The organism is Bacillus sp. EA-CB0995 (assembly GCF_055814245.1).
In genome coordinates, this window is sequence record NZ_CP169269.1 from 3,087,851 (window position 1) to 3,103,570 (window position 15,720).

The 15,720-nt window shown below is 35.2% G+C and carries 8 protein-coding genes and 3 pseudogenes; 3 read left to right on the plus strand and 8 right to left on the minus strand.

Features of this window, described 5'->3' with window-relative positions:
* Positions 1–106 precede the first annotated feature (106 nt).
* The gene (locus ACEWFJ_RS15975; RefSeq protein ID WP_473692553.1) at positions 107–955 is read left to right on the plus strand and encodes a pentapeptide repeat-containing protein; all 849 of its coding nucleotides are present in this window, start codon (positions 107–109) and stop codon (positions 953–955) included.
* A gap of 199 nt (positions 956–1,154) precedes the next feature.
* Here ACEWFJ_RS15975 and cysK read toward each other — a convergent pair whose 3' ends face one another.
* Entirely contained in the window at positions 1,155–2,072 is a 918-nt protein-coding gene (gene cysK / locus ACEWFJ_RS15980) for a cysteine synthase A (protein WP_473689200.1), read from the minus strand.
* A gap of 26 nt (positions 2,073–2,098) precedes the next feature.
* A pseudogene (locus tag ACEWFJ_RS15985) lies at positions 2,099–3,306 on the minus strand (MFS transporter).
* Between the two features lie 269 nt (positions 3,307–3,575).
* On the opposite strand from ACEWFJ_RS15985, the gene ACEWFJ_RS15990 reads away from it, so the two are divergent.
* A complete protein-coding gene (locus ACEWFJ_RS15990) occupies positions 3,576–4,136 on the plus strand; it encodes a GNAT family N-acetyltransferase (RefSeq protein ID WP_473689201.1) in 561 nt (186 codons plus the stop codon).
* 57 nt (positions 4,137–4,193) lie between these two features.
* Here ACEWFJ_RS15990 and hflX read toward each other — a convergent pair whose 3' ends face one another.
* Positions 4,194–5,456: a GTPase HflX gene (gene hflX, locus ACEWFJ_RS15995; protein WP_473689202.1), complete on the minus strand. Its 1,263-nt coding sequence runs from the start codon at positions 5,454–5,456 to the stop codon at positions 4,194–4,196.
* Positions 5,457–6,104: 648 nt separating this feature from the next.
* Positions 6,105–6,811, minus strand: a pseudogene (locus ACEWFJ_RS16000) (polyphosphate kinase 2 family protein).
* A gap of 607 nt (positions 6,812–7,418) precedes the next feature.
* On the opposite strand from ACEWFJ_RS16000, the pseudogene ACEWFJ_RS16005 reads away from it, so the two are divergent.
* Positions 7,419–9,241 (plus strand): annotated as a pseudogene (locus ACEWFJ_RS16005) (APC family permease).
* A 426-nt stretch (positions 9,242–9,667) separates the two neighbouring features.
* Here the strand turns inward: ACEWFJ_RS16005 and ACEWFJ_RS16010 are convergent.
* From ACEWFJ_RS16010 to ACEWFJ_RS16025, 4 genes are all read right to left on the minus strand, one after another.
* Positions 9,668–10,234 (minus strand): hypothetical protein, encoded by a 567-nt coding sequence (locus tag ACEWFJ_RS16010; protein WP_473689203.1) that lies wholly within the window; start codon positions 10,232–10,234, stop codon positions 9,668–9,670.
* 1,045 nt (positions 10,235–11,279) lie between these two features.
* Positions 11,280–11,837, minus strand: coding sequence for a DUF6241 domain-containing protein (locus tag ACEWFJ_RS16015; RefSeq protein WP_473689204.1), 558 nt, complete (start codon positions 11,835–11,837; stop codon positions 11,280–11,282).
* 1,396 nt (positions 11,838–13,233) lie between these two features.
* Positions 13,234–14,547 (minus strand): SMI1/KNR4 family protein, encoded by a 1,314-nt coding sequence (locus ACEWFJ_RS16020; protein WP_473689205.1) that lies wholly within the window; start codon positions 14,545–14,547, stop codon positions 13,234–13,236.
* A gap of 529 nt (positions 14,548–15,076) precedes the next feature.
* Positions 15,077–15,358 carry a hypothetical protein gene (locus ACEWFJ_RS16025; protein WP_473689206.1) on the minus strand — a complete coding sequence of 94 codons (282 nt, stop codon included), beginning with the start codon at positions 15,356–15,358 and terminating at the stop codon, positions 15,077–15,079.
* Positions 15,359–15,720 lie beyond the last annotated feature (362 nt).

A 15,720-nucleotide genomic window follows, 5' to 3' on the forward strand; every position in this document is an offset into this window, starting at 1 on the left:
TAAATGAAGCAACAGCCAAACTATCAATCTTATAAATTATACAAGTAAAACGGAAATAAAGGAGGTCCACATATTGTTTGAGAACCATGATGATCCAAAACGCGACATGAGTCGTAATAATCTACGTGCCGACTGTGAAAACTGTTTCGGCTTATGTTGTGTTGCACTACCCTTCGCAGCTTCGGCAGATTTTGCAATTGATAAAGATGGTGGCAAACCCTGCCCTAATCTGCAATCGGACTTTCGCTGCAGTATTCATAAAGACCTCAGACAACAAGGGTTTAAAGGATGTACCGTTTTTGAATGCTTCGGCGCAGGACAAAAGGTTTCCCAAGTCACTTTCGAAGGAGTAGACTGGCTTAAAGATCCAAAAAAGGCGCAGAAAATGTACAATGTGTTTCCAATTATGCAACAACTCCATGAAATGCTCTGGTATTTAACTGAAGCCTTAACGTTGAAAGCAACTCGTCCGATTCACCGAGAGATTAGCCTCGCGCTTGATGAGACAGAACGACTTTCTAAACTAAGTCCCGATTCACTCATGGAGCTAGACGTTCCATTACACCGAGCAAATGTCAACGCTCTGCTTTTAAAGACAAGCGAACTAGTATGGACGGAGGCACGTCGTCAACATAAGAATTCAAAAAAAGGCAAGAGAATGAACCATCGAGGAGCAAATCTTATGGGGGCAAAACTTAAAGGAGCAGATCTCAGAGGAGCAAATTTGAGAGGAGCATACCTTATTGCTGCTGACCTCCGAGGCGCCGATTTGAGAGCAGCTGACCTGATCGGTGCTGATTTACGAGACGCTGACCTTAGTGGAGCAGATCTCACAGAGAGTATCTTTCTCACCCAAGTTCAGATTAACTCAGCGAAAGGTGATGCACGCACAAAATTACCTCACTTGCTTTCTCGTCCAACACACTGGTCTGTTTTAAGTAAAAAAACAAATTAAAAGAATCTCAATTACTTTATGCTCTAAATGAGAGAATATGTATATATCTTATATTCACCTGTAATTAAAAATATAAATTTCTTAAACTAACAGGTGCTTTACTTTAAGAAAACCCATAAAAATGATGCTACATACTGAAAAATATGTAACAAATAGAAAAGGCGGATGTATGTCTCATATACATCCGCCTCCATAGCAATCATTCAAATAACCCCATGCTCAAATACCGTTCTCCTGTATCCGGTGCAATACATAACACTTTTTTCCCAACACCTAGTCTTTTCGCTAGCGTAATCGCAGCAAACACAGAAGCTCCTGATGATGGTCCGACTAAAATCCCCTCTTCTTTCGCAAGCTTCCTCATTGTCTCAATTGCATCTTCATCAGCAATTTGAATGATTTCATTATAAATCTCTGTATTCAAGTTTTTTGGGATAAATCCTGGACTTGTTCCCACTAATTTATGCGGACCCGGAGTACCACCTGATAAAACTGGAGATCCTTTCGGTTCCACGACTGCAATATATAAACCAGGAAGTTTTTCTCGTAATGTTTCTCCTGTCCCTGTAATAGTTCCACCTGTTCCAGCGGTTGCGACAAATGCATCTAATTCACCGTTCATTTGTTCATAAATTTCAACAGCTGTTGTAGTGCGATGAATTTCAGGATTTGCTTTATTCTCAAACTGCTGTGGAATAAAGCTACCTGGAATTTGCTGCTGCAATTCCAGTGCTTTTGCAATTGCCCCCGGCATCCGTTCAGCAGCTGGTGTCAGTACTACTTCGGCTCCGTATGCCTTCAGCAAGTTAATACGCTCTTTGGACATGTTATCAGGCATAATAAGAATTGCTTTATACCCTTTCGCTGCTGCATTCATCGCCAATCCTATTCCAGTATTACCACTTGTCGGTTCAATAATTGTGTCACCAGGTCGTATGAATCCATTTTCTTCTGCCATATGAATTAAATTATAAGCTGCACGGTCCTTCACGCTACGTGACGGGTTAAACATCTCTAATTTTACATATATATCAGCCGCATCTTCCGGAACAATGCGAGATAAACGCACAACAGGTGTATTTCCAATTAATTCTGTAACGTTATGATATATTTTCATATTCAGGGCTCCTATTCCATCCATTTCTACATCGTTTTACGATCATTTGGCAGTAACCATGATGATAAACCAATTAACGGCAACATGCTACATAGCAGCATAATAAAATTAAGACTATATATATCTGCTAATTTACCAAGTACAACCGCTCCTAATGCTCCAAGTCCAAATGCGAGTCCGACGATTAAACCAGATACCATACCAACTTTTCCAGGAACAAGCTCCTGTGCATACACAACAATAACACTAAAACTACTAGAACTAATAAATCCAATACAAAGAAATAACGGGACAACCCACACAAGCGAAACGTGTGGCAATAATAGCGCTAGAGGTGCTGAACCAAGCATTGAAAAGACAATAATATTTCGTTTTCCAAACCGATCAGCTAACGGTCCTCCAAAGAACGTTCCAAGTACACCGGCAATCATGAAAGCAAACACATAAAACTGTGCATTTTTAATAGATAGTCCATAATGTTCAATTAAATAAAATTGATAAAAATTCCCAATCCCTGCTCCGTACCATGAACGAACAAACGTCAAAAATACAAGTAAAACAATAACAAACTTAACCCGGCTGCTTATTACTAGACTTTCCGCTTCTAGTGCAGCTCGTTTCTTCCTTCTTACAGCCCCGCTTTCTAACTCCCCTTTATACCATGTAGAAACAAAGTATAATAAGACAATTCCGACCACCGCAAAGCCCGTAAACCAAATAGTACCGATTTGACCAAGTGGAACAAATACGAGTGCCGTAAAAATTGGCGCAAGCGAATTCCCGGTATTTCCTCCTACTTGATAAATTGATTGCGCTAAACCTCTCTTTGCTCCTGCTGCCATATAAGCAACACGTGCACCTTCTGGATGAAAGACAGCGGATCCAAGTCCAATAAATAGAACAGATAAAATAACAATAAAAAAGTTTGGTGCAAACGCAAGTCCAATCATCCCAAGCATGCTTGAGAACATTCCAAGTGGCAATAAATAAGGGAAGGCTTCTTATCTGAATACATCCCAAACATCGGCTGCATAATGGATGATGTCATATTCAAAGCAAAGGCAATCCACCCTACCTGCATATAAGATAAATTCATCGACTTTTCCAAAATTGGAAATAGCGCTGGCACAACTGCCTGCATCGAGTCATTAAGAAAATGACCGAAGCTAATCGCAAATAAAATACGGTAAATCGTTGGTGTAGTCATCGCATTCGGCTTTTGTGCTACCTGCATGTTACACGCTCCTCTCCTCCTGTGCTGAAAATAGCCTGTGTATATATTTCATACACCCGCTTATTTTTCTGACTTTTTAAACATTTACTATTCTATACCTCTTTTTCACCTTTTTCCACTTCTCTGCTTACTGTCTAGCAAAAAGCATGTAACGGCTAAAGTCTAGTAAAATACACTCTTTTATTAGTTGTTAAAGTTCAGAAAAATCTTTACCATATAAAACCATTCAAGTACCATAATATAAAAAGAATAAGTAAGGAGCGTTTCACATGAATCCATTATTATTAAATTTCCCTTCTGAATTTTATACTGAAAGGCTTCTCATACGGATGCCTAGACCTGGAGACGGAAAAGAAGTATATAAAGCGATCAATGAGTCTATTGAAGAATTAAAACCTTGGATGCCTTTTGCTCAAAAAGAACAAACGGAACAAGAAGTAGAAGCAAACATTAGAGATTCTCACGTAAAATTCTTGGCACGCGAAGATTTACGTTTACTCGTTTTCCTGAAAGAAACAGGTGAATTTGTTGCCTCTTCAGGATTACATCGTATTAACTGGGATATTCCGAAATTTGAGATTGGTTATTGGATTCATTCCCGTTTTAGCGGGCAAGGATACATGACAGAAGCCGTTACAGGAATTGTAGATTTTGCCTTTAACGAATTAAGTGCTAATCGAGTAGAAATTCGGTGTGACTCAAAAAATGTAAAAAGCCGTGCCATACCCGAAAAATTAGGTTTTAAATTGGAGGGGATTTTAGAGAATAACAGCGTATCTGTAGATGGTGCTGAATTACGAGATACATGTGTATATGCAAAGAAAAAATAACGAAAAAAGAAGAGTTGCTATACAGCAACTCTTTTCTTCATATTTCAATCGAACTCTTTAGCATATTACATACTTTTTATATTTTTCAAAATCACTCGTTTTACATTCCACGGTAATCTTCGTACCTTCATTTTCGTAGTCCGTCGATAAGACATTAGCATGTTCGTTAAAATAAGAAATTAATTGTCCTTGATCATAAGGAATTAACATTTCACATTTTGTATAATCTTGATAAATTTGCGTACGAATCATTTGTACAAGTTCATCCATACCTACTTTTTGTTTAGCCGACAAATACACACGATTATCTTGTACCTTTGGAATTTCAATATCCATAACATCCGCTTTATTATATGCATAAATCGTTGGGATATTTTCAACACCGATTTGTTTTAACGTTTGATTTGTAATGTCAATGAGATGCTCATAGTTTGGATTCGCATAATCCACAACATGAATGAGTAAATCAGCCTCCGCTACTTCTTCTAACGTCGAACGGAACGCTTTCACAAGATGATGCGGCAATTTACTAACGAAACCAACTGTATCTGTTAATAAAAATGATTTGTTATCTGGTAATTGAATATTTCGCACAGCTGTTTCGAGCGTCGCAAACAACATATCTTTCTCAAATACTTGCTTCTCTTCAGATCCGTTAAACATTTCAAGCATCGCATTCATCGTTGTTGATTTACCTGCGTTCGTATATCCTACTAACGACACAACAGGTACTTCATTTTTCTTACGCTGTTTACGCTGCGTTTGACGATGCAAAGTAAGTGCTTCTAGTTCTTTATTTAGCGCTGCAATTTGCTCTTCAATCTTACGACGATCAAGCTCTAGTTTCTTTTCCCCGACACCTTTGTTTCTCGTACCAACACCGCCGCTTTGTCTTCCAAGCGATTCGCGAAGACCAATTAAACGCGGCATCATATATTGCAAATGCGCGACTTCAACCTGTAATTGTGCTTCTTTTGTCTTTGCACGCTGCGCAAAAATATCTAAAATTAAAATTGTACGATCAATCACTTTACAATCTATATCCGCTTCCAAGTTTCGGATTTGTGAAGGAGATAACTCATCGTTGAAAATCACCATATTTGCATCGGCTTCTTTCACGAACGCTGACACTTCTTCAATTTTCCCTGTTCCAATATAATGAGATGGGTTCACACGATGTAGATTTTGTGTAACTTGCCCTATCACTTCTACATCGCACGCTTCCGCTAAATTCGCTAACTCCTCCATCGAATATTCGAAATCACTTTGACTATTTAAATTCACTCCGACTAATATTGCTTTTTGTACTAATTCTTCCATATATTTATTCCTCCATTTCGATTACGCGCAAAATAAAAAACACAAGCTACTGCCTGTGTTTTTCGTAAACGGATAAGGGCACGACAAATAAGCATAAAAACATCGCCGCTAGCTTGTTCAATGGTCGTCAAATCCAGCATAATACACCAATTCTAAAAATCGTTTGTATACATGCATCGTATCATTCTGTTTTTAAAGGCAAAACAAAAAGAGGGCGTATTCGTCCCTCCCTCTTTTCACATGTAAGTTTAATAGGGTTCCTTTAAAGAGACAGACCAATCCCGTTCACTCTGCACACAGACAGAGCCTTTGAGCGCTATTCAATTATCGGCACAAAGTATTGAGACGTAATCTGATTAAGATCAAAGGAGACCCCTCCGTTCATTAAAAGTTACATAAATTTTAGCACAGTTATATAGCTGACACAAGAATAAACTCCATTTACTAGCATAAAGAAAATCGTTATTTTTCTATTTTATTCATCATTTTTTGCACATACGTCTTATTATGAATACTCCTATAACAAACGAAAGAGAACGACTTGGGTTCGATGAGCACTTAGCTCCCACTTTATATATATCAATATATAAAAGTAATACCATAATAAATTAACAGGATTCATCCTATACAAATTTAACGACTTATATCTTACACTTGTTCGGTTTCCTCTTGCTTTGCTTCTTTCATTTCATGATAGTATGATGGCAGTTCTATGCCATGTTCTAAGAAATAGTCCTCAATTAATGAAATTATCACTTTCAATGTTTTCACACGCGCATACATTTTATCATTTCCAGGTATGATATTCCATCTTGCATTCGATTTATCTGTTTTTTCAAACATATCTTCCATTGCCTCGACATATTCATCCCACTTTTCGCGATTGCGCCAATCTTCATCTGTAATTTTCCATTTTTTAAGAGGATTTTGCTCTCGCTCTTTAAATCGTGCTAACTGTTCATCTTTACTAATATGATAGAAAAATTTCGCTACTATGTAATGATCATCTGTTAATAGTTTTTCAAAATCATTGATTTCATCGTATGCTCTAGTCCACTCTTCTTTTGTAGCGAAACCCTCTACACGTTCAACCAATACACGACCGTACCAAGAGCGATCGAAAATCGTGATTTGGCCATATTGCGGGATTTTCCGCCAAAATCGTTGCAGATAATGATAACGTTTTTCATGAGGAGCAGGTGCACCAATTGGATTTACTTGCAGTCCACGCGGGTCAAGGTGCTCGGTAATTCGTTTAATTGCTCCCCCTTTCCAGCAGCATCCCATCCTTCCATAGCCAAAATAACAGCTATTTTTTCTTCTCGTAAAATCTGCTGCAACGCTAGTAAACGCATTTGATATTTTTCAAGCTTCTTATTATATTTTTGTTTCGATTCAATTTTTTTGGTTAAATCTACTTTTGCAAGACGATCTTTTTTCATAATAGAATCCCCCTTTTCAAATAGTTAACATTATTTTAACATAATTTTCAGTATTTTGTGTATACATATCTCATTAAAGAATACCAACACATATCACAAGCTATACCATTTACTTTAGGTAATATATCTTTGATACTTTGCTTATTTATAGCTCCTAACGAGTAATCATAAAGAACTTCATTGGAATTATCTGTGTTAAAAAAATTTTGTTTCTTAACAATACAATGCAAACATTAACTTGCATTACTGAATGAATGATACGAAATGATAGAAAAGGAGTTTTGTTGAACTTTATTTCAAATTACTATATATACAATCATTCATCGGCTTCCCAATACAAAGAAAAGTGACTTAACCTCTCCACTTCTATCTCTCTTTTTATGTAGTAAAAAGGTTATTCTGTCACTGTTTTGTCAATTTATTATTAAATGATAAAGAATTCATAATAAAAATATCTATTCACTCGCTATCAATTGTGATATTCTGTTCATTGGAAAATTTATATATTGGTGGTGCATCCATGTTTTCATCGTTCAAAAGGTTTTTAATTGGTAGACCCCTTAAATCAAACGCCTTAGGCGAACAAAAATTAAATAAGCTAAAGGCATTGGCTATTCTTTCATCTGATGCTCTTTCTTCTGTTGCGTATGGAACGGAGCAGATTTTAATTATTCTTGCAACACTTGGATCGATTGCCTTTTGGTACTCTATTCCAATTGCAATTGGGGTTCTTATTTTATTAACCGCACTTATTTTATCGTACAGACAAATTATTTTTGCCTATCCGCATGGAGGAGGAGCTTACGTTGTTTCTAAGACAAATTTAGGTATAAATGCCGGACTCGTTGCTGGCGGCTCCTTACTGGTAGATTATATCCTTACCGTAGCTGTAAGTGTATCAGCGGGAACAGATGCGATAACATCTGCGTTTCCGGGTTTACATCAGTATACCGTTCCAATCGCGGTCATACTTGTTATTTTCATTACAATCTTGAATCTTAGAGGAGTAACAGAATCTGCTACTATTCTAGCTTATCCTGTCTATCTCTTCGTATTAGCACTCATTTTATTAATTACTGTTGGAGTGTTTAAAATTGTAACTGGACAAGCGCCGGCAACTTTACATACACCTATTGGTACTGCAGTACCGGGCGTTACATTATTCTTTTTATTAAAAGCATTCTCATCCGGATGTTCTGCATTAACAGGGGTAGAGGCTATTTCAAATGCTATTCCAAATTTTAAAGAACCAGCTGCTAAAAATGCGGCCAAAACATTAGTTATGATGGGAACAATTCTAGCAGTCTTATTTACTGGAATCACGGTTTTGGCATTTTGGTACGGTATTGCTCCGAAGCCTACTGAAACTGTTGTATCTCAAATTGCATCAGATGTATTCGGAAGAAATTATGTTTACTACTTTATACAAGGAACAACAGCACTTATTTTAGTATTAGCTGCTAATACGGGATTCTCTGCATTCCCATTATTAGCTTTCAACCTAGCATCAGATAAATACATGCCTCGCATGTTTTTAATGCGCGGTGATCGATTAGGATATTCAAATGGAATTATGACACTAGGAATTGCTTCCATTATTTTGATTATTGTGTTTCAAGGAAAGACAGAACAATTAATCCCGCTATACGCAGTTGGTGTATTCCTTCCTTTCACCTTGTCGCAAACAGGAATGATCGTAAAATGGTTACGCGAAAAACCAAAAGGATGGTTACCTAAATTACTAACAAATTTAGTAGGGGCGCTTATTTCACTATCTGTATTACTGATTTTCTTTATCACAAAGTTTACACAAGTATGGTCTGTCGTTATATTCCTGCCAATTATTGTGTACACCTGTCATCGTATTTATAAACATTACGATTCCGTTGGAGAACAACTACGTATCGATCCAAATGCAGTTTCTCACAAATTTGAAGGAAACATTGTCATCGTACCCGTTGCAGGAATCACAAAAGTAGTCGAACAATCCATTAATTATGCCGAGGCTATTGGTGATAATGTCATCGCCTTATATGTAGCCTTCGACAAAGAAAGTGAAATAAAAATGCAACAAAAATGGAAAGAATGGAAACCAGATGTTCGTCTTATTACAGTAGTTTCTTCTTACAGAAGCTTAATGAGACCTATAACAAAACTAGTAGCTATGATTCAAGAAAAAGCGCAGGAAAACCATCATTCAGTTACTGTTTTAATTCCACAGTTTATAACAAAAAAAGTTGGCATAACATCTTACACAACCAATCAAGTGTTTTATTAAGGGTATACCTTTTATATAAAAAGAATGTTATTGTTTCAACTGTTCCGTTTCGATTTAAGAAATAGCTAGTAAAATATTAAATTTTTCTATCCTTTTATAAAAACGAGAGCCCTAACTACAAATAAGTTAGGGCTCTCGTTTTTATAATTAGTTTTTAATACTTCTCCCCACTGTTCATATTTTGCATGCGGAGAAATTTTTGGACATGTATCTCTCGTCTCTTAGTTTTCACATCACATTGTTAATATGATTACGGACAAGTCTTTTTGTTATTGGCTCTGTTAAAGAATAATGTTGATAATTTAGCAAATAAAAAGAAACGAATCTCTTATTCAACTAACGCCCCATTAGCGAAACAAGAAACAATGTTTTATGATTGCTTATTCAATACAAACCAACCACTGTTTTGTTTCATTTTTGTTTTAAAAAATGACTTCCGTATTAGAAATCCACTTCAAGACGCGTTTGCGTCTAAGTGGGGGTAGTTCAATTTAGAGCCACGTATGAATCAGCATTGAACACACAAAAGCAAATGAAAGATAGTAATGCCAATTTTTATCTTTTCGTTTGTATCGTAGAAATCCCAATGTTCCTAATGCAAGAAATAAAATATACGAAATAACGCCTGATATAGAGACTGCATCTGTTTTCCATTCATAAAATACCATAATAATTACATGCATGGTAATCAACGCGAATGCAATAACTGCAATAGGAACATGAAATAACTTCACCCACTTCAAAATTTTTGAAATGAATGCTTTAATCTCTTTGCCTAATTTTATTTTTTTGAGTCTTAATAAAAAATAAAGAGGAAACATGGCAAATGCAGCAAAAATACCAATTCGACCTAAAGAAGCTTTATTTTTAGCATAAGATTTCAAAGGACTTTTCACGTGGTGCTCATATTGATGGTTTACATCTGTTGATATATTTATTGTTAATGAATCTCTGTGTTCAATTGTCCAAAATCCACATGCAAGAATAACGAAAGCTGCTATGATTGCAACATAAATTAATTTCCTCTCTTTTGGATTTTTAATCCACTGTTTTAGCATAAAAAAACTCCTAACTTAAAATGTTTATTAGATTTAACTTCTTACAATAGTCTCTTATTGTACAGTTATAATATTAAATTATTCTTAAAGCAAACTTAAAAAATCCCCATATTCATTTAACGATTTATCCGAAAGAATTCTCCTTCCTCGAGCGCGTGCAGGGCGATCGCCCAGCGGTAGGGACGCCGCGAATCTAAGCCTGGTGACATGGGGCGTTAGCCCTGTGGATGACCCAGGAATAAAAGAGAAAGGTATTTTATCTTTCGAAGCCCCACTTCAAGACGCATTAACATCTAAGTGGTGGGTAGTCACATAATAAACAAACAAATAAATAAAATTAAATTTTTTCCATGGAATAAAGTTTGATTAAAAAGAAGTTTATAACATTGATTTCATCATAAAAAAACCCCTCTACATTTTGAACAAGGATTGAACAAAATATAGAGGAATTATTTTTTAATACATGAACTTTTTATAAAAAAGAGCGATAATTTCGATAGGCAAATCATTAAGAATAACCCCGACTATATACTAAGTTTGTCTTTACAATCCTCACAAATAAATTTTCCCTCTAAATTTAAAAAGGCTTTAATTTCTGTAAATCCTTTTCCCTTGTTTTTAAACTAATAGGCGTACCGCCAACATTTTAACAAAAATATACGCTAAGCAAAATTCGACATGAGAAAACGTTGATTTTAATACTCTAAGCGATATCACCAGTAGGTATTTGAGACAAATGCACTGCAATGTAAAAGATGCTGAAAAGAGCTTAAATAGTGTCTCACATGCAACTTTTTGCATAAAAAAAGAGAAGGTTTTCACCTTCTACTTTGATTTGAACAATTTCTTCAACAGACTCCAAAAACTGACGGTAGTCTTATTGTATATTTTGTTGTAAGCAGCTTTCTTAGGATCTCGAATGAATCCAGTTCCTTTCGGCATTTTAAGACCAGCTCTTTGAACTACTTGACGTTTAACGCTTGTTCTAGCTGAAATACTTTTTTTGATACTCGGCTTTCTTACTCCAATTTTCATTAACATTCAACTACTGTTTATTTGATTTCTTATTGATGTAGTCTTCTTCTTCTTGATCAGTTGCAAGTCTAGTAGCTTTTCCAAGTTGTCCACCTTGCCATTCCCATATTTGGTTATGGACGGTAACGCAATTAGAAAAATCTTCAGACTTCCATTTGTTCAATACTTGAATATAAAAGTCGTAATGCTGAAGGTGATCTTTATTTTCCTCGACTAATTTTATTGCTGCTTCAATATTTTGATCGGTCATTGGAATGTATCCCCAACGTTCGTCAGCAATAACTTTTTGATGGGTCATTTCATGAAGACGACTTTCAATATCCGCTTCCGCTACATATTGAGTTTGAGATTCTTTATTTGGGGCCATTTGAAAGTCTTGAGATTGATTGGATGATTGAGCAACAGGTTTTTCTTCAACTTCCTCAGCTTTTTCTTCTTTAGGTTTAGCAGAAGCTTGTTCATTCTTTGCCTCCCAATGATTTACATATGAGATTAATCCAAAAGTAATAGCAGCAGAAAGAACAAGAGTTATAGAAGTCCATTTTAAGATTTTTCTAGCGTTTGCCATAGTTATAATTTCCTCCCGTATTATAGATTAGTTTTCTTTTATTACACTGTCCTTTAGTTGAATAAAAATAGCTTACCAATTTTCGTTAAACGTGTTATTCAAAACAATAAGTCCCCTTAATGTTTTAATATGACAATGGTTTTAAGCCACTTAATTTTAAATAGCTATTAAAATTGGTGCAAAATAACGTTTAAAGTGACAGGAAGAATAGAAACTAAGTTTTCTTAGAGCAAAAAATTCAAATTGTTTTATGTCGAAATCTGCTTAACGTATATTTTCGTTAAAATGTGGGTGGTATCCCATGCCTATCAAGTTAATATTCTGAAGTGTTCCCATCACTATCAAGTTAAGAAATATATTCTTCCCCAAAACGAAAAAAAATGAACTAAGTTCCTATGGACAACTATGAAAAGAGGAAATTTTCGTTTTGAGGACATTTCAAAATGTTAGCTTGATGGGGATGGGTATAAAATCATCTTAGGTTAATAGTAATGTGACGCTCCCCCTCTATAAACAAAGACGAAGCCTTCAAGCAGACTCCGTCTTTTCGGCGTACAATGAATTAAAACTGTTATTAGTAACTGACTAAAATTTAACTTTAATTTATAAACCTACGTATGCTTTTTTAACTTCGCAACACAGACTTCCATTTTCTGTAAAAATAAATTAATTGAAAGAGCAATATAACAACAGAAACAAAAGTAATAAGCAAAAAAGTAGTTAATTCTAGTTGTACAGAAGATAATATAAATATAGCTAAAGCAACTAAAGGGATTGAAAAAACGGAATTATAAAAACGTTTTTTATGTATTGAATTATACTTTCTAGTTTCACACGTATTATTAACCACTAATGAATCACCTCAATATTTTTAATTATGTGTAAATTTATTGTAAAGATGGAAAAGTAATGCATATAAATATATTATCATATAACCCTCTTACTAGTCTAAAACTTCTGACTATTTAAGTGTTGCAAGGATATTAATTTCTCTTTATTGATACCTAACGTTATTTTAAATGATATATTGGGTTCTGTTACAAAGATTCTCAAACGTCGTTAAACTTCAGAAAAAAAGTCATGAGGAGAATACTGCGTAGTAGGATATTTTAAAGGAAAACAATTCAAACAGGATATTATTTTGGTTATTATTAACTGAAAATTAAAACTCTACAAACAAGAAAGGTTGGTAATTTGCCAACCTTTCTTGTTTACTATCAATCAATTTAAAAAAAGAAAAATTTTCGTTTAGGGGCTACTTTAAAATCTTAACTTGATGGGCATGGGGTACCGCCAGCATTTTGGAAAAAACCACGCTAAGCAAAAAATACAATAAGCTGCCCATATGGACAGCTCATTTACATAATTATCGTTATTGGAAGTCAATCCCGTTCACTTAGTAAAATTTATCTATATTCTCTATAAATTCTTCAATAACATAATGTCTCATCTTTAATTTTCCTGTTTCTTTAAACTCATTTAATATCCTAATAACTTCTTCACGATTAGGCATACCAAAAATCTTTATTGGTTCCCCCTCATAGCCTAGTCCTACATCAGATTCTTCACTCAAAAACAGCATTGTGCCTAGAGCATTAATAACGATAACCATATGCCTCTTTTCAAGATGCATCCAAGTTTTAATATCCTCCCAAGTTGGCTTAGAATATGCAAATAGATAATCCCAACCTTCATATGGCAATTTAGCATGAATTATCATCCATTGAATTACTTCATTAGAGCGAAAATACTTTAAACAATCATTGATTTCATATGCAGCAAGATTAGAATTTTCCACATATCCTAATGCTAATGCAAGACCTTGCTCTTTAGGTAGACATCTCGAAGTTAGATAGGAGCGCATATCGGAAGGTATTTTACTAGGATTTTTCCAAAGAGATAAAACCCATTCCCGAACATCTTCTTTCAAAACCTCTCCAATGGCTAGACATAATAACCTTTGGTCTGCTATATGGCTCTTCTGTATTTTGCTAAGAAGTTTTTGAAAGAGAACTTCTTTATCAAAAGCGGATAAAGCTTTAAGTTCCTGTCTCCCTAACTTGCGAAAATGTAGGATATAAATAATAAGCTTGTCTAAGTCATTATAAAAATCTGTATCTTTAACAGTTTTAAATTCTACGAACCACTTTTTCCATTGTTTAGCCTTAGTACTTGATGAATCTAGCCCTCTTTTATTTAGAAAATACCTCATTTGCCAGATCTCAGAACCGACGAGATACAAATCAGTAATACTGTGTAAAAACATCATAAAAGTATCAGCTAATTGTGTTACTGTATCTTCCTCATGATCCCAATATACAACTGAGCAATCATCGGTATTTAAACTAATGTCTAATGCCCAGTAGTCACCATTAGGGGCATAATGGAAGATAAGCTTATCAGGAGTCCCTCCCTCATCTAATGTAAGAGTAAGCTCATGAAGATTCCATGCTATCTCACCTGAGAATATATCATTAAATTTTTTTGGTAACATGACGCCATCAGAAAATGACCATCCAACCTCTACACGTTTAGAAAATGTGAGGAGAGTGTCTCTAAAACTAGATGGCAAAGTAATTCCTAATTTCTTTTCAACTGCTATAACTTCTTCAATTGTAGCCGCTGATTGAACTAAAAAAAATGTTTCTCCTTCTGTTTCTTGTACCCTTTCTAAGGTATTCTTCCATGCCTTTAAAATCTGCTCGTACAATTCCTATACCTCCATCTTTATTTGTCAGATTGTTTAATTTGTATAGTTTACTTTACATAGTTCGCGTTATTGGAAGTTGCTTTTATAAGGAATGAACATAATCTTTTGCTTTCCTTATATTGTATTGTATTTTATTGTTTTGCTAATCTACAATTTCGTATAATGCTATGAGTCCCCATGGCCAAGAACATGATACTCAGTCCGATAAACGTAGTACTCGTCCCTATGTTGCCCTGTGAGATGTTCTGGATTGCATATAACATCATTGTCAACATACTGATAAACAGAGTAATAATAGTAAAAGGATGTATCTTTACCATCTTTTCCATCTCCATTTCATAATCTTATGTATACATATTATACCAATGAAGTTGTAGGTTAGATACAGATTTCCCCTGTATACTCTATACATGTGCGGTTAACATAACGTCTCATTATCGGGATTCAATGTATTTAGAAGACTATTAAAAGTCCTCCAGATTGTTTAACTGGAGGACTTTCGTGTTCACATAATTTTTGTTATTGGCAGTTACCCTTTTATATTAATATTGGCTAATTGTTGCTTTAAATCCCAATGTTTTGGTTTCTCCTTAGTATCTAGCCAAGGAGATCCTTCTTGAAGCCAATTCTCACGATATGCTTCAATAGTCCATACAATTTCTTCATCGTCATATCCTGGTTGAAAAGCACAACAAGGACATATTAGACTTACATCGGGGATTCCTTTTTCATTATAGAGTGGTCCTGGTAACTGATCGTAGCCACAAACTAAACAAACATATTTTTTCCTTATAAACTTTTTAAACAACATTCTAAACAGGATATTCCCCTCCTTATATATCATCTTATTTCGTCATAGCTTTCATAAGACCCTATTTTAAAAAGCAGTGAATATCTTATTCATGTTCAGTTAACATAACGTAACATTATTAGCAGTAGCCAAATCCTAGAAAGCCATTCATACCAATAGTTTGTCAGCCTTCCGTTCCTTCCGCTGTATGCAAGATTTCATACAGCCCTGTCACAACAGCATTTGGCAGTTCAAACCGTTCTCGTATCCTGCATGAAATCCTGTATATCCTTAGCGTATAAAATCCACGTTTTGTTGGCGAGACCTCAAAAAGAAGCGCGAAACGCACTTCTTTTCTTTGTAATCACTACACATCACATTTG

What these genes read in the sequence shown, in the direction of transcription:
- ACEWFJ_RS15975 (WP_473692553.1), top strand. Translation starts at nt 107, where the DNA reads ATGAGTCGTAATAATCTACGTGCCGACTGTGAAAACTGTTTCGGCTTA.
- cysK (WP_473689200.1), bottom strand. Translation starts at nt 2,072, where the DNA reads ATGAAAATATATCATAACGTTACAGAATTAATTGGAAATACACCTGTT.
- ACEWFJ_RS15990 (WP_473689201.1), top strand. Translation starts at nt 3,576, where the DNA reads ATGAATCCATTATTATTAAATTTCCCTTCTGAATTTTATACTGAAAGG.
- hflX (WP_473689202.1), bottom strand. Translation starts at nt 5,456, where the DNA reads ATGGAAGAATTAGTACAAAAAGCAATATTAGTCGGAGTGAATTTAAAT.
- ACEWFJ_RS16010 (WP_473689203.1), bottom strand. Translation starts at nt 10,234, where the DNA reads ATGCTAAAACAGTGGATTAAAAATCCAAAAGAGAGGAAATTAATTTAT.
- ACEWFJ_RS16015 (WP_473689204.1), bottom strand. Translation starts at nt 11,837, where the DNA reads ATGGCAAACGCTAGAAAAATCTTAAAATGGACTTCTATAACTCTTGTT.
- ACEWFJ_RS16025 (WP_473689206.1), bottom strand. Translation starts at nt 15,358, where the DNA reads ATGTTGTTTAAAAAGTTTATAAGGAAAAAATATGTTTGTTTAGTTTGT.